The 21,564-nt window shown below is 36.2% G+C and carries 21 protein-coding genes; 19 read left to right on the plus strand and 2 right to left on the minus strand.

The genetic code is table 11. The annotated features are described in order from the left end of the window. The first annotated feature begins 139 nt into the window (after positions 1–139). The 8 genes from ACKVEV_RS05085 (at position 140) to ACKVEV_RS05120 (ending at position 7,253) form a co-directional block, all read left to right on the plus strand. The gene (locus ACKVEV_RS05085; protein ID WP_409369329.1) at positions 140–1,375 is read left to right on the plus strand and encodes an acyl-CoA dehydrogenase family protein; all 1,236 of its coding nucleotides are present in this window, start codon (positions 140–142) and stop codon (positions 1,373–1,375) included. Continuing rightward, complete coding sequence (locus ACKVEV_RS05090) at positions 1,372–2,148, plus strand: SDR family oxidoreductase (RefSeq protein ID WP_409369330.1); 777 nt, start codon at positions 1,372–1,374, stop codon at positions 2,146–2,148. Before ACKVEV_RS05085 ends, ACKVEV_RS05090 begins: the two co-directional genes overlap by 4 nt. A gap of 11 nt (positions 2,149–2,159) precedes the next feature. Beyond that, a complete protein-coding gene (locus ACKVEV_RS05095) occupies positions 2,160–3,206 on the plus strand; it encodes a phosphotransferase family protein (protein ID WP_409369331.1) in 1,047 nt (348 codons plus the stop codon). A gap of 474 nt (positions 3,207–3,680) precedes the next feature. Beyond that, positions 3,681–4,526 carry a S8 family peptidase gene (locus tag ACKVEV_RS05100; protein ID WP_409369332.1) on the plus strand — a complete coding sequence of 282 codons (846 nt, stop codon included), beginning with the start codon at positions 3,681–3,683 and terminating at the stop codon, positions 4,524–4,526. 19 nt (positions 4,527–4,545) lie between these two features. Then, the gene (locus ACKVEV_RS05105; RefSeq protein WP_409369333.1) at positions 4,546–5,451 is read left to right on the plus strand and encodes an SAR2788 family putative toxin; all 906 of its coding nucleotides are present in this window, start codon (positions 4,546–4,548) and stop codon (positions 5,449–5,451) included. Positions 5,452–5,468: 17 nt separating this feature from the next. Then, positions 5,469–5,840, plus strand: a complete 372-nt coding sequence (locus ACKVEV_RS05110; RefSeq protein ID WP_409369334.1) for a hypothetical protein — start codon at positions 5,469–5,471, stop codon at positions 5,838–5,840. Positions 5,841–5,914: 74 nt separating this feature from the next. After that, on the plus strand, positions 5,915–6,313 hold the full coding sequence (locus ACKVEV_RS05115; RefSeq protein ID WP_409369335.1) for a hypothetical protein: 399 nt from the start codon (positions 5,915–5,917) through the stop codon (positions 6,311–6,313). A 493-nt stretch (positions 6,314–6,806) separates the two neighbouring features. Beyond that, a complete protein-coding gene (locus tag ACKVEV_RS05120) occupies positions 6,807–7,253 on the plus strand; it encodes a hypothetical protein (protein WP_409369336.1) in 447 nt (148 codons plus the stop codon). A gap of 311 nt (positions 7,254–7,564) precedes the next feature. Here the strand turns inward: ACKVEV_RS05120 and ACKVEV_RS05125 are convergent, their stop codons facing one another. Further along, positions 7,565–8,134: a GNAT family N-acetyltransferase gene (locus ACKVEV_RS05125; RefSeq protein WP_409369337.1), complete on the minus strand. Its 570-nt coding sequence runs from the start codon at positions 8,132–8,134 to the stop codon at positions 7,565–7,567. Positions 8,135–8,468: 334 nt separating this feature from the next. Between ACKVEV_RS05125 and ACKVEV_RS05130 the strand changes: the two genes are divergently transcribed. The 10 genes from ACKVEV_RS05130 to ACKVEV_RS05175 all read left to right on the plus strand — a co-directional run bounded on the left by ACKVEV_RS05130 (position 8,469) and on the right by ACKVEV_RS05175 (position 19,596). Further along, complete coding sequence (locus ACKVEV_RS05130) at positions 8,469–9,023, plus strand: PadR family transcriptional regulator (protein WP_409369338.1); 555 nt, start codon at positions 8,469–8,471, stop codon at positions 9,021–9,023. Between the two features lie 67 nt (positions 9,024–9,090). Next, on the plus strand, positions 9,091–9,786 hold the full coding sequence (locus ACKVEV_RS05135) for an ABC transporter ATP-binding protein (protein ID WP_409369339.1): 696 nt from the start codon (positions 9,091–9,093) through the stop codon (positions 9,784–9,786). 14 nt (positions 9,787–9,800) lie between these two features. Then, positions 9,801–10,508, plus strand: coding sequence for an ABC transporter permease (locus ACKVEV_RS05140; RefSeq protein WP_409369340.1), 708 nt, complete (start codon positions 9,801–9,803; stop codon positions 10,506–10,508). 396 nt (positions 10,509–10,904) lie between these two features. Further along, positions 10,905–13,508: a cation-translocating P-type ATPase gene (locus tag ACKVEV_RS05145; protein ID WP_409369341.1), complete on the plus strand. Its 2,604-nt coding sequence runs from the start codon at positions 10,905–10,907 to the stop codon at positions 13,506–13,508. A 379-nt stretch (positions 13,509–13,887) separates the two neighbouring features. Then, positions 13,888–15,144, plus strand: coding sequence for a DNA polymerase thumb domain-containing protein (locus tag ACKVEV_RS05150; protein WP_409369342.1), 1,257 nt, complete (start codon positions 13,888–13,890; stop codon positions 15,142–15,144). 6 nt (positions 15,145–15,150) lie between these two features. Beyond that, complete coding sequence (locus ACKVEV_RS05155; protein WP_409369343.1) at positions 15,151–15,501, plus strand: YolD-like family protein; 351 nt, start codon at positions 15,151–15,153, stop codon at positions 15,499–15,501. Positions 15,502–15,778: 277 nt separating this feature from the next. Beyond that, positions 15,779–16,603 (plus strand): polysaccharide deacetylase family protein, encoded by an 825-nt coding sequence (locus ACKVEV_RS05160; protein WP_409369344.1) that lies wholly within the window; start codon positions 15,779–15,781, stop codon positions 16,601–16,603. Positions 16,604–16,715: 112 nt separating this feature from the next. After that, entirely contained in the window at positions 16,716–17,270 is a 555-nt protein-coding gene (locus ACKVEV_RS05165) for an RNA polymerase sigma factor (RefSeq protein WP_409369345.1), read from the plus strand. 6 nt (positions 17,271–17,276) lie between these two features. Beyond that, positions 17,277–18,170: a DUF3298 domain-containing protein gene (locus ACKVEV_RS05170; RefSeq protein WP_409369346.1), complete on the plus strand. Its 894-nt coding sequence runs from the start codon at positions 17,277–17,279 to the stop codon at positions 18,168–18,170. Between the two features lie 187 nt (positions 18,171–18,357). After that, positions 18,358–19,596 carry an S-layer homology domain-containing protein gene (locus tag ACKVEV_RS05175; protein ID WP_409369347.1) on the plus strand — a complete coding sequence of 413 codons (1,239 nt, stop codon included), beginning with the start codon at positions 18,358–18,360 and terminating at the stop codon, positions 19,594–19,596. 453 nt (positions 19,597–20,049) lie between these two features. Here the strand turns inward: ACKVEV_RS05175 and ACKVEV_RS05180 are convergent, their stop codons facing one another. Further along, positions 20,050–20,460 carry a hypothetical protein gene (locus ACKVEV_RS05180; RefSeq protein ID WP_409369348.1) on the minus strand — a complete coding sequence of 137 codons (411 nt, stop codon included), beginning with the start codon at positions 20,458–20,460 and terminating at the stop codon, positions 20,050–20,052. 796 nt (positions 20,461–21,256) lie between these two features. Between ACKVEV_RS05180 and ACKVEV_RS05185 the strand changes: the two genes are divergently transcribed. Beyond that, a complete protein-coding gene (locus tag ACKVEV_RS05185) occupies positions 21,257–21,559 on the plus strand; it encodes an HNH endonuclease (protein ID WP_409369349.1) in 303 nt (100 codons plus the stop codon). Positions 21,560–21,564 lie beyond the last annotated feature (5 nt).

Here is a 21,564-nt window from a genome sequence, read left to right on the forward strand (position 1 = left end):
GTGCCTATTTTCTTCTTTGTTCAATTTTTTCTGAAATAGATGATTGATTTACATGGCATATAGCGGTAACATTTATTGTAAGAATAAGAATGAACAATCATTCATTTCTATTGAATTGTCAAACAAAGGGGGCTTTCATATGCATTTTTCTTATAGTGAAAAAGTAGTCGATCTGCAAGAAAAACTATCGAGCTTTATGGAGCAGCATATTTATCCAAATGAGGCGGTATATGCGGCACAGGTGGAAGCAATGGAGGATCGTTGGGGAGCGATTCCTCCTATTATGGAAGAATTAAAGCTGAAAGCACAGGAAGCGGGGCTATGGAATTTATTTTTACCTGATAGCGAGTATGGTGCAGGTTTAACGAATATAGAATATGCCCCGTTATGTGAAATTATGGGACGTTCATTAATAGCGCCAGAAGTCTTTAACTGTAATGCCCCTGATACGGGGAATATGGAGGTGCTTGTACGCTATGGGTCGAAGCAGCAAAAAAAACAGTGGCTAGAACCGCTATTGCGCGGGGAAATTCGTTCTTGCTTTGCGATGACAGAGCCGGCAGTAGCTTCAAGTGATGCGACCAATATTGAAGCGAGTATTGAGCGTGATGGTGATGAGTATATTTTAAATGGTCATAAGTGGTGGACAACGGGTGCTGGAGATCCACGCTGTAAAGTCGCTATTTTTATGGGAAAACATAAGGATTCCACAGCACCTATCCATGAGCAACAATCAATGATTCTAGTGCCGATGGATGCCCCAGGTGTGAAAATCGAGCGCATGTTAACGGCTTTTGGCTATGATCATGCACCGGAAGGACATGGTGAGGTGACGTTTACCAATGTGCGAGTACCTGTAGACAATATTTTATGGGGAGAAGGTAAAGGCTTTGCGATTGCACAAGGGCGACTCGGTCCGGGACGCATTCACCATTGTATGCGCCTAATTGGAGCAGCTGAACGTGCTTTAGAGGAAATGTGCAAACGTTTACAGGAGCGTCATGCATTCCATCGATCTTTAGCAGATCAAGGCGTGATGCGTGAACGAATAGCAGAATCGCGCATTGATATTGAACAGGCAAGATTGCTAACGTTAAAAGCTGCCTACATGATGGATACAGTAGGCAATAAAGAGGCCAAAGCTGAAATTGCCATGATTAAAGTAGTTGCACCAAATATGGCATTGCGTGTGATTGACCGTGCCATTCAAGCATTTGGCGCTGCTGGAGTAGGTCCCGATACGACATTAGCTGCGCAATGGGCCAATTCGCGCACATTGCGTTTAGCAGATGGACCAGATGAGGTTCATCGCAACACGGTTGCAAAATTGGAACTGAAAAAACACGCCAAAAAGCAGGAGGAGCTGGTGAAATGACGGTACTCGACTTATTTTGCTTAAAAGGGAAAACGGCTATTGTTACAGGCGGTGGTCGTGGACTTGGTGCACAAATTGCGCAAGGCTTTGCAGAGGCAGGTGCCAATGTTGTACTATGTTCACGCAAAGTCGAGGCTTGTGAGGAAATGGCGGCACAACTATCAAAACTAGGTGTTCAGACACTAGCACTTGGTTGTGATGTGACAAAACCCGAAGAAATAGCACATGTTGTGTCACAGACATTAGCAACGTTTGGCAAGATTGATATTTTAGTCAATAACAGTGGAGCCTCTTGGGGGACGCCTGCAGTCGATATGCCATATGAAGCTTGGCAAAAGGTCTTTGATGTGAACGTCAACGGGACATTTTTAATGTCGCAGGCTGTAGGCAAAGTAATGCTCGAACAAAATGCTGGAAAAATTATTAATATCGCTTCTATTGCAGGCCTTGGTGGGACACTACCTGATTTTATGGATACGGTCGGCTATAACGCCAGTAAAGGTGCAGTCATCACGTTAACGAAAGATTTAGCGGTGAAGTGGGGACCATCAGGTATCAACGTGAATGCAATTGCCCCTGGATTTTTCCCGACGAAAATGTCGAATGTCTTAATTGAACGCGGTCAAGATTATTTAATGGGCGCTACACCGTTGAAGCGTTTAGGATCTGACAATGATTTAAAGGGCGTTGCACTCTTTTTAGCAGCTGCAGCTTCCGATTATGTGACAGGTGAGATTATTGTCGTCGATGGTGGGATGAGCGCAATTATTTAAGGGGGGTTCCTATGGATACGATGCAAGTTAGAAGAAGTGAACGAATCGATAGTGAGTCATTACATGCTTTTTTAAAGCGACAATTCCCAGACTTACCAGAGGGAAAACTAGAAATTACGCAATTTAGTGCTGGACATTCTAATTTAACGTACTGTTTGAAAATTGCTGATTTTGAAGTCGTACTTCGCAGGCCACCTCTTGGGCCAGTGGCCAAAAAAGCGCATGATATGAAGCGTGAATTTACCATTTTATCTGCGCTCCATCCGTTTTTAACGGTCGTACCAAAACCATATATTTATGTCGATGATGCGAGCATTATCGGCAGTGACTTTTTCTTGATGGAACGGAAAAAAGGCATTGTCTTGGATACGCATTTTCCTTCTGGGACAGAATCGACAGTCCAACTAGCGCGCCAACTGTCTGAAAAAATGGTGGATGCATTAGTAGCGCTCCATGCTATACCTTATCAACAGACAGCGTTAAAAGATATGGTCAAGCCGGAAGGGTTTATGGAACGTCAAGTGCATAGTTGGGTGGAGCGTTACGATAGAGCAAAAACAGCAGAGCTTCCAGAAGTTGCGACACTAACAGCTTGGTTAAAGGCCAATTGTCCGGCAAAGCATGAGGCGGCAATTATTCACTATGATTATAAGTTTAACAATGCTATGTTTTCACAAGATTACGGTCAAATGATTGGGCTTTTTGATTGGGAAATGACAACAGTGGGTGATCCATTAGCAGACCTCGGTGTTGCGATGAGCTATTGGATGCATGCAGATGATCCGAAAATGCTACTGTATGCATTAGGGGAGCCACCGATTACAACGTTACCTGGCTTTTATACGAGAGAGGAATTTATCGCTCGCTATGCGGAGAAAAGTGGACGCGATGTTTCTACAATCGGCTATTATATAACATTTGCTTATTTTAAATTAGCGGTCATTTGCCAGCAAATTTACTATCGCTACGTTAATGGACAAACGAAGGACGATCGTTTTGCACAAATGGATACGATGGTAGCGGCACTTATTCAGCAAGCTGCTAAAAGTATAAAGTAGAAGTAATTTGATAGAGGCGCTTTGATTGTTGGTGTTCCTAAACTTGGGGAGCATCGACAATCTTTTTTTGTTAGGGGCTATTTTACTTGATAGATAAGACTACAGATTATCCGACACTATCATTTGTAGTTTTAAATTATCCTCTCGCACCAAGAACATAATGTACTACAAAATATTCACGATAAAGTAATAAAAGAGGGGGAATGCATGTTCTTGTTTAGAGAGGGAATGACTCATACATATCGAAATCCGTATTTTTTCATAAAACTACATCATGCTGTTGTCTTTCTGAGGTTCTTTGAACTTTTTTTGTTGAATTCCTCTTTATTGATGTGCCTAAAAGTCATCAATTTAAATGTCGAAACAATGAAGAAATCGTCGTATTCGAACTGAAAAAGTGTCGAAAAAATGAATTTTAAGAGAAAATTTGTACTAAATGTATTTAAATTATTTAAATATTCAATTAATATATAAGTGTCGATAAAGACAAAAACTATTAAATGTATTAAAGGAGGTTTATATGAAAAAGTTTCTTTTTTTGTATTTGCTACCTTAATCATTATCTTAGTGTTTATTCATCATGTTGTATCAGAAAATCAGGAAGTCCAAAAGGAAAGGTTTAAGGTAGCAATTTTAGATAGTGGTATTAATGAAGAATTTTTGGAAAGTGGTATTTTTAATGAATTTAATGCTATCGATCCGACATCGCCCACTATTGATGAAATGAGTCATGGGACTCCAATTGCCCATATTATTGAAAATAATGAGATAGACTTGATTGATGTAAAAGTTTTGGACAAGGATGGCAAGGGGAAGACAGAAGACTTAGTTAAAGCCATCGAATGGTGTATTGAGCAAGAAGTAGATATTATCAATATCAGCTTTGGATACCAAACGGAAAATTTAGCTGTCAAAACTGTTATTGGTAAAGCCGTTGCAAATGGAACCCTTATTATTGCAGCTGCTGGCAACACTTTCGGTTTTGGTGTTGATTATCCAGCAAAATATGATGAAGTGATATCTATTACTGCTACAGATACAGAGTTGAGACGACTTAGTTCAACAGGAAAAGGAAAAATTGATTTTGCCTTTGTGGGAGAAGGCGTCGTAGCTATAGACAAAAATGGATATTACAGAAAATTTACTGGGACGTCCTTTGCAACTGCCAAAGCTACTAAATATATTGTTAGTCTAATGGCTGCACACAAAAAATCGTTAAGTAAGGAATCAATAGTGGCACTTTTAAAGCAACAGGCAAAAGATTTAGGTGAAGAAGGTTTTGATCGTGAATATGGATATGGGGTTATAGAAGATAATTAATAACGAAAGGAGATTATTTATGAAAAAGATTATCTCTATATTAATGGTTATTTTTTTGGTTTTCGGTGTAACTATCCCGCATGCAGGTGCAAGTACGATTATACCTATAACTAAGCTAGCTATTGAAAATAATGATGAAAAACAGTTACAAAATGATATTGATACAGATATTAATGAAGCAGAAAAGGAAATAAGGAAAGAGATTGAAAACGAAATTACAAATTTATATGGGAAGGAAACACTTGAAGATATTGAATCTTTGGATTTTGGCATCGAAGTCCTTAAAAATGGACAAATTATTGTAACTCTTAGTTTAAAAACAACTGATTTCGATGCTGGATTTGAGTTAGATATGTATCCAGAAAGCGATACAATTATCTTAACTAGTACCTTTATAGACGAAAAAGGTGAAGAGATTCATAAAAAACTCGCAGCAGTTGTACATGAAAACAATGACGATGTATTTAAAGTAAGTTTACAAGACATCGAAACAGGTGAAGTCTACAATATTGATACAACTGAATTAAATGCTTCTGTATTACCGGTTTTTGTGTATGTTGTTGGAGGAGTTGCAATTCGAACAACTGCCAGATATGTTCTTGGAGTACCAATTAAAAATTTAACTCATAGAGGATTTAATAGTTTTGACTCTTTAAGAAAATTCTTAGGGAAGGCTGGTACAAATAGACAATGGCATCATATTGTTGAACAATCACAAATTGCAAAGTCTGGCTTTAGTAAAACATCTATTCACAATACTCGTAATATCGTATCCATTGATATACAACATCATCATAGAATTACAGGATACTATAATTCTATCCGGCCATATTCGGAAGGGAAACGTGTAAGGGATTGGTTAGCCGGAAAGAGTTGGGATTATCAATATGATTATGGTATAAAAATTATGGATAGACTACGATAATACTATGAGGTGATAATATGCAAGATAAAAAAATATTAGTTGATGAGTTTATAAAACATGCCTTAATAGCAGAAGAAACGCCGATGACCGGTGATTATAAAAGAGGAAATAAATCCAATAAGGCATTGCTAGCTATTTTGGATCAACTAAAGCAATCACATGAACTTGCAACAGCCGTGTTAGATGAGTTGTTTCTTCATGAAAATCCTTTTGTCTTATATGTTTGCAGCATATATGCAATTGTAGTGGACTATCGCAAAGATGAAGCTTTAAACATGCTTGAAAAAATTGCAGGAACGGAACAGAATATGACCAGTTTTGAGGCAAGCATAGTTCTTGAACAATATGAATCAGGCGAACTTTTTAAACTGTATGGTGTAAGTAAATAAGCTACCATTAAGGAAAGCGCTTAGCGATGATAGTTGTTGTTTTTTACTAAATTAACTTAAAAGTGGTGATTTAGATGGATAGTCAAATGAGTTTACTAATGGAGGTTCATGAATTAATTGAAGAATACTCTAGAATGGGTAATAGCCTACGTAATCCAGAAAACGCGATTATAGGCATAGAGGATGAGCTTAAATTAACTGCTGAGGAACTCAACGCGTTAAATGCCAATGAATTTACGCATCAAAGTATAAGTGGCATCGAAAAGATTGTTCGCGATCGGATGCTTTCAATCTTTTTTCACTTTTTCTGTATTATAGATGGTGTTGGTGATCCTAAATTTCAATATGATGATACGGTGTGGTTAGGGCTAAAACTAGAACGGAGAGGTCTAGATGAGGAACGAGAGGATGAGGAATTTTTACACGATATGCTATATGAAGCATATTGGAGATGGCGAGAATTGAAATCTTAAGATTGTAGATTTGATTTGTGGAAAGATTTTCAAATTTTCATTTAGCTAATCAATAAAAGTACTTTAAACAAAGCTACATTTGTTTAGAGTACTTTTATTGCATTAAAATGGTTACAGACTAGGCTGTTGGCATTGATACAAATAATGATAGACTAACATTGCTATTCATTGCTAAGACTATAGAATGATAGCATCCCTAAACAGAAAATGACGAATAATGTTAAAAAAATAATGGGAATAGTTTTGTTTTTCACAAAATTCACCTCACTTTTTCTCTTATCTGTTGCTGAAGGAACTAACAAATATTCATATGTAAAACTACCTAATTTATATAATAGAATTAAATAACTGAAATATCAAATAATTAAAAAGCTATTACATTTGCCGATAGTAAATTATTTACTCTAGTAAGAGTTGTGATAAAATATTGAATATTATGTGTTTATTTTTTATAATTAAAGTGATTTTCAATATTAAGGAGATGGTGAAGGAAATGAAGAGACTAAGTATTTTGTTGTGCGCGTTTACATTAGTTTTGGGAATTTTTGCATTTTCGGCAATCTCTTTAGCTGCCGAGGAAACAAACTCTAATGATGATAGGGAGTTTACACCAATAGCAGAGCCTGTAGCAGAACCTGAACCTGAACCAGTAGCAGAACTACCATTTGGCTTCGACATCAATAAAGAATATGAAGATGGAGAAATAATATCAGAGACAATCACTAAATCTGATATTAATCCACGAGGTTTTTATCTTTATGCAGATGTATCACATCAAGTGTACTATACATTTAATAGTTCTATACCAACATTGTATCCTTATGAAAAATGGATTGATGGTTATTTATATAGAGGAAATCTAAGATTACAAGGAGCTATGCCAGCGGGAAAAGGTTATTTAGCTACCTACAGTGGAAAGATTTCTACATTTATTAACTAAAAGAAGGTTTTGCTCTAACAAGAAAAGCCACGTTCAATTACATGAGCGTGGCTTATATTATTCAAGACTACTTTAATTGAATTTATATAGAATAGTACTAATTTATGTACCATTTTTCTTCTCTATACAAAGCGTTAAGATGTGCCAGGCCTACGCACACTGAAGCCCAGGCACTCAATTAGAGCATGGCATATTTGGTTATTTATCATAGGTATACGCCTGTATAAAGTTGATAGAGTGCTGTAATAGCATGGTCAGCTCAGGTAACCATGCTATTACAGCACAGAATAGGATTTAGTCAGCCTGGCAATTTAGTTGTTGTAATCCTCTTGCAACATGCTATAGATTTCTAAATCGATAATGCCTTTACCTGACCAGAAAGAGGCTTGTCTTACTAATCCTTCTTTGACAAAGCCACTTTTTAAGAGCACCTTTTTTGACGCATCGTTCATCGGCATTACTTCTGCTTGAATTCTATTTATGTCTGCTTCTTCAAATAAAAATTTGCTAATCGTTTGTACAGCTTCTGTTGCAATGCCTTTATGCCAATAGTCCTCTGCTAAATAATACCCGATTGTTACCATGTTCACCTTGTGATTAAAATCCATCGCTTCGATGATGCCTACTAAAGTGTTCGGCTGCTCTTTAAAAAATATCCCCCATTTTACTCGACTTCTTTTTGTGAAGTCGCGTTCAAAATGACCGATCATTTTTTGGACAGTTTGAATATTGTGCTTAGGGATAATGCCACAATACTCAAATACCTTGTCATTATCGTAAATGGCAAATAGCTCGTCTAAGTTGCTTTCTTCAATTTTTTTAAATTGTAAGTTGGTAGAGCTCAATAATGGAAAGCTTTCAAAGATTTTTTCTACATTCATGCTATTCTCTCCTTATAGGCGGAATTAATGATTTAGGAAAGTTTTCTAGTTTATATATTATATTGTAAAAAGATGTGAGAGTATATTCTTTTTAATAAAAAATAAAAAAGCTGCAGCGTAAAATACGCTACAGCTAGAGAATTGGTTGTGCCCTTTGATGGTGCTACTCGGAGTAGTATACCACAGAACAAAAAAATATTGTTATATTTTTGTATTATAAATCTTTTGAAATCAACGTAGATGCGTCATCACAATAGGTAAGCACCTATTGACAAACAATAATTTTCCAGTTATATTCAATTTACTCAACGTTGAATATAAAAAGGTGATTATTGTGACGAAATTATTAGTGCTTGCTATGCTGGGCTTAAAGCCAATGACTGGCTACGATATTAAAGTAATGCTTGAATTGAACGATGCCGAAAGATGGGGCGGCGTTCTTATTGGTTCTATCTACAATGCTTTAAAGAAGCTTGAAAAAGATGGATATATCGAGGTGGCCAGTATTGAATCGACAGGACTTAGACAAAAAGCTATTTACCAAATTACTGAAAAGGGTAAAGTATATGAACAACAATTAATTATTGAAGCGCTAGAACAATCATCTGTTGTTTATCCCACGACATTGTACTCGGGTGTGTCCTTTGCATTTAAGCTTCCTAACGAAAAAGCTATTTGTGCATTGGAAAAGCAAAAGAAAATTTTAGAAGATGAAGAAAAAGCGATTACAGTCGGCTATCAGGCGAAAATGCATGCCATGCAAGGCGAAATACCAGAACTAACGCAATTAGCATTTGCTAATATGTTGGAAATTGTGAAAGTGCAACAAAAATTTGTCCAGCAAGCTATAAAGATAATGCAAAAAGATCAAATTAACTCTCTCGAATAAATGAGGGAGTTAAAAAATCCTAATATAGTCAAAGTTGAGTATACAATGTTGAATAGGAGGGCAGCTAGTGAAAAAACTAATTAGTGCTTGTAATTTAACAAAATACTATAAGGATTGTTGTGTGGTTGATGCTCTAAATTTTGAGATTGAAGAGGGGGAAACAATTGCACTAATAGGGTCGAATGGAGCTGGTAAGACGACAACGATTGGTATGCTTCTCGGTATTATTGCTCAAGATGCTGGAACGATTCATTACTGGACGTCAAATTATAAAAAAGAGATTGGCACGCAGCTACAATCTACTCCTTTTTTTGAAGGCTTTTCGGTAGAGGATAATGTAAAACTATTCGCTGCATTTTATAATGTTGTTCTTTCTAATAAAATGATTGAGGCAAAGCTTGCTTCTTTTGACTTATTACATGTAAAAAAGACGCCCGCCATTAAATTATCGTTGGGGCAACAAAAGCGTTTAGCCATTGCTGTGACAACGTTGCATAATCCCAAATTAGTAATTTTGGATGAACCGTCTGCTGGATTAGATCTAAGAGGTCAAAAGGACATTCAAAACATGCTGAAAAGTTTAAAGGAAAAAGGTGTGGCGGTGCTTTTTGCTTCTCATGATATGTTGGAAGTGAGCCATATAGCTGACAAAATCATCATGTTGAATAAAGGTAAAATGGTTGCGTACGGTGCTGAGCATGATTTACTAGCGCAATATCATGCTCAGAATCTAGAAGATTTATTTTTAAAATTAACGAATTGAGGGAGACGGATTCAATGAAGACTATTTTCATGTTAAATTTGAAAGTTGCGATAAAAGATATGTATCTCCTTTTTTGGTCAATTTTCATGCCGTTTACTGCGATTATCGCCATAAAAATATTTGCCCCAAGCTTTGTTGAACACTATGTGAATGGAATTATGGCAACTAGTGTGTTCTTTTATTCATTTATGACTACTGCTTTTATCTCTTTATCACAACGAAAGAGAGGCGTTTACAATTTGCTTTATGCAACGCCTTTGCCTTTGTGGAAGTATATTATGAGTGTTTCATGTGCATGGTCTTTAATAGCGATAGTTCTTTCGTATATCGTGCTTTTCTTTTACAAAGTTATTCATCCACTACAATTCTCGTTCAACACGATCCTTTTAATGACTCCGATTATTTTAATAGCATCTTTAAGTTTTGTATTTCTTAGTTTTTTTGTTTCAAGTTTAGTAAAAAATGAAGGACATTTAAGTATGTCAGCCAATGTGCTCATGATACCAATGCTATTATGTAGTAATGCATTTTTCTCAATGGATAAAGCTCCTAAAATAGTCCAATATATCAGTTTCATTAATCCATTTGAATGGTTTTTACACGGTATTAAAGGGGCATTACTCATTAATTTGACTAGTTGGTGCCAGTCACTACTTATCTTAATCGGATGCTTTATCCTAACGCTTTGCCTATCATTGAAATCATTTAAATATAGTACTTAATGAAGTAACGGACACACCCTTCTGAATGTTAGGGAGTGTCTTTTTTTTGTGAAACATGTAAATATTGTACGGTTGCTCACCGATAGTATAAAAATTTTAATCTCTCTATCAATTATTATCATACTGGATTAGGACAAGGAATAGATTGTTATAGTTCAAATATTTGAAAGTTGGAGTAGATATGGAAAAACGTATTTTAGTATGTGATTTTTGGTAGTTAATGGATTATTTCAATAGATGTTTTCCTTCTATTGAAATAGTCAGCTCTATGGTGCATGACGCAAAAGCTAGAAAGGTCTATCCCGAGTTTTGCGAGACGCTATTCAGTTAGTTAGCAGTAATTGTTTTCGTCGTAAGTATGATCGTCTAATAAAATTACATTGGAAGGAGAACCAAATGACACAATATCACCAGCAGTCGTCCGCTGAAGTCATGAATAAATTGAGCGTGACCAATCAAGGATTGAGTGATTCTGACGTTCAAAAAAGGCAAGAAGTCTACGGTTTTAACGTATTAGAGGAAGGGAAAAAAATAAGTACACTGGCTGTTTTTTTCGGACAGTTTAAAGATTTATTAGTCATTATTTTAATGGTCGCCGCTGCTATTTCATTTCTATTAGGTGAAGTAGAAAGTACGATTGTCATTTTGATCGTTATTATTTTAAACGCCATTCTTGGTACTGTACAACATGTAAAGGCAGAAAAGTCACTTGGTAATTTAAAAGCTTTGTCTTCTCCCATTGCGAAAGTCATGCGTAATAATCAGATTGTTGAAATTTTATCTAAAGATATAGTAGTAGGAGATCTGCTATATTTAGAAGCTGGTGACTATATCAATGCAGATGGAAGACTAGTAGAAAGCCATAATCTTCATATTAATGAAAGTTCACTTACTGGGGAATCATTAGCTGTAGCGAAAAGCGCCGACATTATCAAGGAAGATGTCACAATTGCTGATAAGAAAAATATGGTTTTCACTGGAAGTTTTGTGACGAACGGTCGAGGTATTGTCATTGTCACAGCTATTGGCATGGAAACCGAAATTGGGAAAATCGCTAATTTACTAGATACTGCGAAGGAAAAAAAGACACCGCTACAAGTAAGTCTCGATCAGTTTGGCGAGAAATTAGCCCTAGGTATCACGATGATTTGTGTCGTTATTTTTGCCATTGATCTTGTTCGTGGGCGTGAGTTAGTCGAATCGTTTATGTTTGCCGTTTCATTGGCAGTTGCTGCGATACCTGAGGCATTAAGTTCGATTGTGACCATTGTATTGGCATTTGGAACGCAAAAAATGGCGAAGGAAAATGCCATTATACGTAAGCTTTTTGCTGTCGAAAGTTTAGGCAGTGTCTCTGTTATTTGTTCAGATAAAACAGGAACTTTAACGGAAAACAAAATGGTTGTGCAACATGTCTACGTTGATCAAAAGGCTATTCCACACGATCAACTACATATGAATAACGCAATCGAAAAAGATCTTATTATGAAGGCACTATTATGTAATGATGCGTTGGAAAGAGATGATCAAGAAATTGGTGATCCTACAGAAATTGCCCTTGTGAAATTAGGAAAACAGTACGATTTTGATGAATTACTCGTTAGAGATCATTGTCCAAGGGTAGCGGAGTTGCCGTTTGATTCAGATAGAAAGCTGATGAGCACGGTGAATCGTATTAATCAACAAAACGTTATGATTACTAAAGGGGCATTAGATGTTCTGCTGTCCAAAATTACGAAAATCAGTACTTCTCAAGGTGTATTAAATATCACACCCCAACATAAGAAAAAAATTGAAGAAGTGAACCAAGATTTTTCAATGAATGGTTTAAGAGTAATAGCTGTTGCGTACAAAGAGGTAAGAGAGCGTCGTTCCATCACTGTAGCTGATGAAAGAGATTTAATCTTTGTTGGTTTAATTGCTATGATGGATCCGCCTCGGAAGGAATCGAAGGCTGCTGTTGAAAGCTGTATTAAGGCAGGCATTAAACCTGTAATGATTACAGGTGACCATAAAATCACAGCCACTGCCATCGCCAAACAAATCGGTATTTTACAAGATCCGTCAGAAGCAATCGAAGGCGCTGAGATTGAAGGATTAACGGATCGAGAACTGCAAGACAAAGTGCAAGATTTTTCTGTTTATGCTCGGGTAACGCCAGAACAAAAAATTCGCATCGTCAAAGCATGGCAGGAAAAAGGCAATGTCGTGGCTATGACCGGAGATGGTGTCAATGATGGACCTGCCTTAAAGCAAGCTGATATCGGGGTGGCGATGGGCATAACCGGTACCGAGGTGGCGAAAGATGCATCTTCCATGATCTTAACAGATGATAATTTCTCAACGATTGTCAAAGCGATATCCAATGGACGAAGCATTTATACAAATATTAAAAATGCCATTTTATTTTTACTGTCAGGGAATGCTGGGGCTATTTTTGTTGTTTTATACGCTACGGTATTAGGTTTACCCGTTCCTTTTGCACCGGTCCATTTATTATTTATTAACTTGCTAACGGATAGCTTGCCAGCCATTGCTATCGGGCTGGAACCAAATAATAAAAATACAATGAAGGACAAGCCGAGAAATATTCACACGCCATTATTAAATAGAATATTTACGACCCAAGTGATACTCGAAGGTTTATTAATTGCAATTGCTACGGCTGTTGCTTTTGAAATAGGCTTGTCAACCGGAGATACGTTAACAGCGAGCACAATGGCCTTTACAACTTTATGTTTATCACGACTAATACATGGCTTTAACTCTAGATCTAAACAGTCGATTTTTGCCATCGGTGTGTTTTCGAATAAATATACTTGGTTAGCATTTTTAATTGGCTTTGTTGCGCTACATGTCGTTTTATTCTTGCCAGCGTTTACAGATATATTTGAAGTGGCTACATTAAGTGTCGCACAATTAGGTTTCATTTATAGCTTATCGTTCCTACCGTTTTTAGTGAATCAATGGTACAAGCTATTGTTTGTAAGAAGTAAATAAGACAACTGTATATAGTGCCAGGCACCCCAAATTGTTTGAGAATTGTGTGGGTGCCTGGCACTTTTAATATTTCTTTTAATTCCCAGTTGTAAAAAAGAACGTATGTGCGTAAAATATAAATACAAACAAATGTTCTCTTTTGTGAGGGGAGAAGGATGATGATGAAGGAACAGTTAATAAAAGCAATGCAGCGTAATCAGTTAGTTCATATGATCTATGTATCCAAATGCGGCGAGATTACGAAAAGGCGAGTGAAAATCAGTAAAGTTGTTAAGGATTCATTTTCGGCATATTGCTTTACACGACGAGCAAAGCGTACTTTTATTATCAGCAATGTTCTGGCAATTATTCCGGTCATAATAAAAGAGCGTGATGTCGTGTGAATTATGAAAACATGCCACAAAAAAATATTTTCTGTATCGATATGAAGTGCTTTTATGCCAGTTGTATGGCTGCTTTGTATGGATTAGATGTGATGACAACACCAATAGCTGTTGTTGCTAATTTTGAACAACCTGGCAGCGTAGTGTTAGCTGCTTCGCCGGTAATGAAAGAAAAATATAAAATTAAAACAGGGAATCGCCGTTATGAAATCCCAAAAGATCCAGCCATTAAATTATTTGAACCTAAAATGTCCTATTTCATTGAAATGAGTATGGCCATTACTCGCCTTATCGCACAATTTGTACCGCCTGAAGCGATACATGTTTATAGTGTTGATGAAAGCTTTGTTGATTTGACAGGCACAGAACGCTTATGGGGTTCGCCCGAGGAAGCGGCTTTAGCGATACAAGAAGCGATTTATTTACAATTTAAAATACCGAGTGCACTTGGTATGGGGCCGAATATGCTAATGGCAAAGTTAGCACTCGATTTAGACGCAAAAAAAACGGGATTTGCTAAATGGACGTATGAAGATATTCCTGAAAAATTGTGGCCTATTCGACCACTGTCGAGCATGTGGGGCATCGGATCTCGAATGGAAGCAAATCTCAATAATATGGGGATTTTTTCAGTTGGTGATTTAGCCAATGCCGATTTAAAAACACTCGAAGCTAAATTTGGTATTATGGGCAACCAGTTGTATCATCACGCATGGGGCATCGACTTGTCTACACTCGGGGAGCCGATTGTTAAAGGACAAATTAGTTTCGGCAAAGGACAAATGTTAATGCGTGATTATCATACACGAAATGATATTGCGGCTGTGCTGCTTGAAATGTGCGAGGATGTTATGCGCCGTACGAGAGAAGCGGGCTATGTTGGGAGAACTATTACGCTCGGTTTATCCTATAGTGATCGAGCAATGACCAAAGGCTTCTACCGTTCGAAAACAATTGAAGCCCCGACAAATGAAACAATGGTCATGTATAGAACATGTATGGAACTGTTAAATCAGCATTTTGAAGGAGAGCCAGCTAGGCAGTTATCCGTACGTTTAACGAATCTAGAGCCTGAACGAAGTATCCAATTGGATTTATTCGACACGCGTAAAGAGAAGCGACAAATACTAGGGCATACAATGGATTCCATTAGAGCGAAGTTTGGTGCAACCTCTTTGCTGAGGGCAATATCGTATACCGATGCTGGTACAGCAATAAAACGTGAGCGCTTAGTAGGTGGACATTTGGCTTAGAGGAAGGTGTTTTGGATAATAAGAGATAGAGGGACGATAAAATGGACAGCGATGATGCTACCAGAGCATGTACAAAAAATAAAAGAATGGAAACAAGAGGTGTTTGCAGAGGCACCGCGTGAGCTGACAGAATGGGAACTAGAAGAGCTGCAGCAAACGATAGAGCAAGCGATTAATCAACAGTTAGTCGTCACGCTAACGGTATGGGAAGGATCTAAATATTTACGGTGGACCGGAACAATTCAATTGTTAAACGACAATGTCCATGCATTAGTGCTTGAAACGATAACGAAGACGAAGCATATACCTTTACAAAATATTCATGGCGCTCGTTTAGAGAATAGCCAGTATGATTAATTGATTTAATTAACGTCCATTTCTGCACTATTCCATGAGCGGGGATCTTTTACATAAGATACTTGTGACTCTAGGGTGCTATCCATTCCAGATTGAGCTTCAATGATACGAAGTCGGTTGATTGAACCGGCATGATCGTATGATTGGAGCTTTTTATTATTGAAATATATTCATTCTAAAAAATGATATTTTTTATAAATTCATTGAAACTTTTTCAACTCTCTTATTCTCTTCTATTTTATAAGAATAAAATATTAGCAAAGAAAGGTGTATAGGAATGAGAGCAAGGAAAAGAGTTAGATGGAAAAGATTTGTAGCTGTCATTTTATTCTTTACTATCTTGCTAGGTACTAGTTATTACTTAGTAGGTGAAAAAATAGAGGAGCATGGACAGGCTGAAAATATTGCGAGTGAGGCAAAGCTTGAAGATAGCGAGGATGTAATAGAGGAAGTAACCGAAGAGGAGGCAGAAGTAGAAAATGAAACCGTAGTGCTGAACCCGGATGGGAAATATGTTGCGCTTACTTTTGATGATGGCCCAAGCTCAAAAGTCACACCGCGGATTTTACAAACTTTAGAGCAGCATGAAGCAAAAGCAACTTTCTTTATGCTAGGGAACCGAGTTGAAATGTATCCGACTATTGCAGCACAAGTCGCTGCTGAGGGGCATGAAATAGCCAACCATACGTTTAGCCATCCAAATTTAAAGAAAGTGTCGCACACAGAAATGATCGAAGAACTAACTAAAACGCACAATCTTATTGAAATAACAACAGGTGTAACACCTACATTATTTCGTCCTCCTTACGGCGTTTACAATCAAGAAGCTTTAAACTATTTAACGTCCAATAATTATTCTACTATTCTATGGTCGGTGGATTCACTAGATTGGAAAAGTCGCAATCCAGCAGCTATAAAAAAAGAAATTCTAAGTAATGTTACAAATAGAGGCATTGTACTAATGCACGATATTCATACAGCAACAGCGGAGGCTTTACCAGAAATATTGATGACATTAAAACAACAAGGATATGAATTTGTAACCGTATCTGAGCTTTTAACGTTACAAAATGAAAAAGTCGATCCGTATTTTGGCAATTGATCATGCTAATTAACCGAATATAGCAAATCAAAACAAGACATAATAAGAAGAAAATTTTGTTCAATCATTCGTATATTGCATTCCCTAGTATCATGTAAAGGGAGGTGAACCTTTGAATTCTCAAGTAGTTGAAGAAAAATTTAACGAGATTTATGACAAAACGTATCAGCAATGTTTAATATATGTCATTAGTAAATGCAATCATACGAGTGTGATTCCTGATATTATACAAGAAACGTATTTAGCGCTCTATCGAATACTAAAGGATAAAGGAATAGATTACCTTAAGAATCCAGAGGCCTATGTTATCCGAATTGCTAAATCTAAAATCTACCAACAGTATACGTTAAAGGAAAAAGTGAAAAATATACTACCGTTGTTTGATATAAACAAAGAAGAAAAGGAATATAACAAGGCGGATATAAATATGGAGCTCTGTGAAAATGAATTGGAACTTACAATAGAAAATAAAGAAGTATTAGCGGATATTTGGCGCTTTTTGCAAACAAAACCACAAAAAGTGCAAAAGGTCTTTTACTTATTTTATTATGCTGAATTATCAATTCCTGAAATTGCGCAACATATGCGTTTAAATCAATCTACAATAAAAAATTATATTTACCGCACCACTCATGAAATACGAAAAAAGTTTGGGAAGGACGGTTGAAGCTATATGAACGAACAAGAACGCAAAGTATTAAAGCGCGTTATTGAAGAAAACTTAGCGAACAAGGAAAGGTTACGAAAAAAAGTACTGACAATAGCTGCAAATGAAACGATACCGAAGAAGAAAGATTTATTAACTTTTATGAAAATGAAAGTTATTGTTATTCCGTTAACGGCCTGTCTACTATTTATGCTTTTTGTAAACTTTAGCTCCACGTTTGCATTAGCAGTATCAAAAGTACCCGTACTCGGTGCGGTAGTGAAAGTTATTACAATTGATGAGTATATCGAAAAAACAGATTCAATTGATGCGCATATTAAAATTCCGAAATTCACTGATATTGGTAATCTATCATTAGAAAATCGTATTAATACGATGATTAAGGAAGAAATTGAAAGTCTTGCTGAGAAAGCAAAACAAGATTCCGCAGAATTTAAGAAAAACTTCCTTGGAGAAGGAGAGGATGCAAGAGATAGTAACGAATATACGCCTAGCACATATAAATTTGATTATGAAGTGAAAAGTTCAAATGCACAGACTTTATCATTTATCATAAACGAAACAGAAACAACGAACGGCTTAACATTCGACACAAAATATTTTTATAATATTGATTTGACAACAGGGAAAGAACTAACGCTCGTTGACTTACTAGGTCAAGATTATGAGAAAATTGTAGATCCAGAGATAGAACGTCAAGTAAAAGAACGTGCAAAGGCCGATGAAAACCTATGGTGGTACTATCAGGAATATTATGCTTCAAAGGGAACAGGTGGCATAGATGAGTATACGTCTAAAAACTTCTATATTAATGAACAAGGCAACCCTGTTATCTTCTTCTATGAATATGACATCGCCCCGCCATATGCCGGTCCACAGGAATTTGAGATAAAACGCTAAACCGTTAACTTACACATTAATAAAATAGAAACTTTAATTGAGATAGAAGGAATTAAAAAAGACAGCGTGATGAACTTAATGGAAATGAAAAAAATAAATAAATAGGATAAGTTTTCCTTTTATAATTGGTTTTTTTAGGATAAAATGAATCAAACTTTTAAAAAATTTAAGAGGGTGGTTAAAGTATATGAGGAACAAAAAACTATTAAGTTCGTTTTTAACAATCACGTTAGCGCTGTCGTCTGTAACATCGTTAGGAGTTGTCGTTAGTGAGGCGAAGACAAGCACAGATTTCACAGATTTAAATGATTTGGACGAGGCTACGAAAAAAAAGTTTGATGCATTAATATCTGCTGGTATTTTTGATGGTGTCAGCGATGGTACTTTTGGATTGAAAGAAGAAATGAATCGTGCACAATTTGCGAAAGTAGCAGCACTTATTTTTGGTCTAAAGGTTGATGCATCTATTACAACATCGTCATTTTCAGATGTTCAGTCAGATTCGTATGCATTACCTTATATTGAAGCACTTAAGTCAGCAGGGATAACGACTGGTACAACATCAACAACATTTAATCCTACTGGTAATGTAACAAAAGAACAATTAGCAGCATTCTTAGTTCGAGGATTAGGAATGGAAAATGAAGCCCAACAATCTCAAGGTACTTCAGATAAAACCGTTTCCGATTGGGCAAAGGGCTATGTTGCATTGGCGCTTGAGAAAAAATTACTAGCAGCTGGCTCGGATGGTAGCTTCGGGGGTAAGACCCCTGCGCTACGTGAACAGCTTGCTTCTGGCGCGTTTGAATCAAAAAAATTGGTTGAAATAAAACAACCGCTTGAAGTATCGGGAGCAGAGTTCATGTCGGGGAACAAGCTGGAATTGACATTGACTGCACAGATTGATTTAGCTTCTATCGATTTATCTAAGATTACAATTAATAGTGTCCCATTAGATTCAAATTTAGATAGTTTCGATTTATCTGAGGATAAAAAGACAATTATTATTAAACTGCATAATGGTTTCCAACTAGACTCAACAAAAACACCTGTTATAGTGGTAAATGGGCTTAAAACATTATTTGGTAATGAATTAAAAAATGATAACAAAGTTCCAATACCAGTGAAAATAACGGAGCCTCCGTATAATCCAAAACCGGAGACGCCAGTGGAACAACCGAACAAACCAGAACCAGAGGCACCAGTAGAGCAACCGAACGAACCAAATCCGGAAACGCCAGTAGAGCAGCCCAACGAACCAAAACCAGAGGAGCCAGTAGAACAGCCGAGCGATCCAAAACCGGAAACGCCAGTAGAGCAGCCCAACGAACCAAAACCAGAGGAGCCAGTAGAACAGCCGAGCGATCCAAAACCGGAGACACCAGTAGAACAGCCGAATAATTCAAATGAGGGAATACTAAACTAAGCAGATATATTAGTATATATAAAAATATAAGGGCGAAGTTCTTAAATATGAAGAGAAAAGCAATGCCCAGAAAGCACCGGCTGAACCGAACAACAGCGTTTATAACAAAAAGTGTTAGATTGATCACAGTCAATCTAACACTTTTGCCTTTTGTTCCGGCATCTTTTTTGTATATCACGCAATGAAAAAAAGTGTTTTTATCTCACGAATGGTTAATAAATCGATCAAATATAATAATTTTAACAAAAACTACTTCGTTAAATAAACTGAATAATAGTGAAATTATTAATGACTGAAAATAGTGAAAAATAGTATAATTCAAAGCAGAGCAAACTGAAGAAATATAAACTTTAAATGCACCTTAACATGGGAGTGCTAAAAATGAAGGATCGTGGTTGTTGAATAAGGTTGTTTTCGTATAAATCGTTGTGTTTATGACCACATTTAAAGCCTTTATTCTTCTTCAATGTCTAATTGTTTATAATAGTTATCTACAATTGGATGAATATCTGGATTTGAATTGTAATAGGTATTGGCAATGTGATTTAGAGTAAACTTAAATTCTTTTTCGCCATTAAAAAGAGTAATACCATACCGCCAGCCGCTACGCTCTTCTTGATTATCTTGTGGAGTAAATTCAATTGCTTTAATAAGAGATAGAAATTCACCGATATCTTCCTGCTTAGTTATTATTTTAGAAGCACCAGTTGAACCATCTTGAATGATAACTTTATCTACATTTTCAATTTTTGCATCTTTAAAAAACTCTTCTAATGATTGCGTTTTTGCATAAGTACCTACATTAGCACACGCAGAAAGTAATAATAGGCTTACCAATAATATTAGGAAAAAAGTTTTTTTCATATAACCACCTCCAAGTTGATTCTACTATTAATTAGATGCATTAAAATATAAATAGATACATTTTTGTGAAGTATTGGTGGTGATTAACGATTAATTATAAATTAAAAACAACGATCTTGCGAAAATAGCCTAAGATAAAAAAGAATAAAATATCTAGAATATACTGACCCTATATAACGGAACGGTAGAAAAAAGAAATAGTATTAACTTTATCTCGTATACTAATAAAATAACAATCGAATGTATTAATTTTAACAAAAAATACTTCACAAAATAAACTGAATAATATTAAAATTATAATAATTGAATGACCAAAACAGTGAAACATTTTACAATTCGGAGGACAGCAAAATGAAGAAGTATAACTTTTTGCTAGTATTGTAGCTGTTAGTTTATTGACTATAGGGTTTAGTTCATTTGCAAATGCGGCCCCAACATTTCACGAATACTCAGGGAAAGTGCCGAGATTTCATGATTTAGAGACCAATGATGCTGTTAAAGAAACTACGGGCAGTGCTTACGATTTGTTTTCGTAGGTTGAAAAAGGAAACATGAAAGTTCGAATAAATTTTGGTCATTCAATAACTAATTAGAGATAGTGAAGGTTGAGGTGATGATTAATATCAGACACGAGTTAAAATTCCTCCTATTAAACACACTAAAATAATGACTATAAATTGGGAAAATACTAAAACTTATAAAGGAGAGATATTATTGGAAATCGGATTCAATAGCATACGCTAATTATCCAAATGCATCTTATCGTGCGAGTGCTAAAAATGAAGGACCTTGGTTGTTGAATAAAAAAGGAATGAAATATCCAGAATATACAGATCCTAAGTCTAAAAAAGTAATGACTAAACCTGCTACTACAACTTGGTCAGCGAATTCTAGTTCTTCTTGTGCTTTGACTAAATCTGATAGAGCAGCATATAGAGCATGGTATGATAAAAACTATGGATCTTTAAATTGGAATGATTATGAAATCCATCATATTAGACCGTGTAAATGGGGAGGAAATAAAGATTATAGCAATTTAATTCCTTTGCCATATGCATTTCATAGAGCTACTGTATCTCCTTGGTGGGTAAACTATTAGAAAGT

This window comes from Lysinibacillus sp. 38-6, assembly GCF_046245175.1.
Lineage (GTDB): Bacteria > Bacillota > Bacilli > Bacillales_A > Planococcaceae > Lysinibacillus.

What these genes read in the sequence shown, in the direction of transcription:
- ACKVEV_RS05085 (WP_409369329.1), top strand. Translation starts at nt 140, where the DNA reads ATGCATTTTTCTTATAGTGAAAAAGTAGTCGATCTGCAAGAAAAACTA.
- ACKVEV_RS05180 (WP_409369348.1), bottom strand. Translation starts at nt 20,460, where the DNA reads ATGAAAAAAACTTTTTTCCTAATATTATTGGTAAGCCTATTATTACTT.
- ACKVEV_RS05095 (WP_409369331.1), top strand. Translation starts at nt 2,160, where the DNA reads ATGGATACGATGCAAGTTAGAAGAAGTGAACGAATCGATAGTGAGTCA.
- ACKVEV_RS05110 (WP_409369334.1), top strand. Translation starts at nt 5,469, where the DNA reads ATGCAAGATAAAAAAATATTAGTTGATGAGTTTATAAAACATGCCTTA.
- ACKVEV_RS05125 (WP_409369337.1), bottom strand. Translation starts at nt 8,134, where the DNA reads ATGAATGTAGAAAAAATCTTTGAAAGCTTTCCATTATTGAGCTCTACC.
- ACKVEV_RS05115 (WP_409369335.1), top strand. Translation starts at nt 5,915, where the DNA reads ATGGATAGTCAAATGAGTTTACTAATGGAGGTTCATGAATTAATTGAA.
- ACKVEV_RS05170 (WP_409369346.1), top strand. Translation starts at nt 17,277, where the DNA reads ATGAACGAACAAGAACGCAAAGTATTAAAGCGCGTTATTGAAGAAAAC.
- ACKVEV_RS05090 (WP_409369330.1), top strand. Translation starts at nt 1,372, where the DNA reads ATGACGGTACTCGACTTATTTTGCTTAAAAGGGAAAACGGCTATTGTT.
- ACKVEV_RS05105 (WP_409369333.1), top strand. Translation starts at nt 4,546, where the DNA reads ATGAAAAAGATTATCTCTATATTAATGGTTATTTTTTTGGTTTTCGGT.
- ACKVEV_RS05145 (WP_409369341.1), top strand. Translation starts at nt 10,905, where the DNA reads ATGACACAATATCACCAGCAGTCGTCCGCTGAAGTCATGAATAAATTG.
- ACKVEV_RS05120 (WP_409369336.1), top strand. Translation starts at nt 6,807, where the DNA reads ATGAAGAGACTAAGTATTTTGTTGTGCGCGTTTACATTAGTTTTGGGA.
- ACKVEV_RS05160 (WP_409369344.1), top strand. Translation starts at nt 15,779, where the DNA reads ATGAGAGCAAGGAAAAGAGTTAGATGGAAAAGATTTGTAGCTGTCATT.
- ACKVEV_RS05140 (WP_409369340.1), top strand. Translation starts at nt 9,801, where the DNA reads ATGAAGACTATTTTCATGTTAAATTTGAAAGTTGCGATAAAAGATATG.
- ACKVEV_RS05175 (WP_409369347.1), top strand. Translation starts at nt 18,358, where the DNA reads ATGAGGAACAAAAAACTATTAAGTTCGTTTTTAACAATCACGTTAGCG.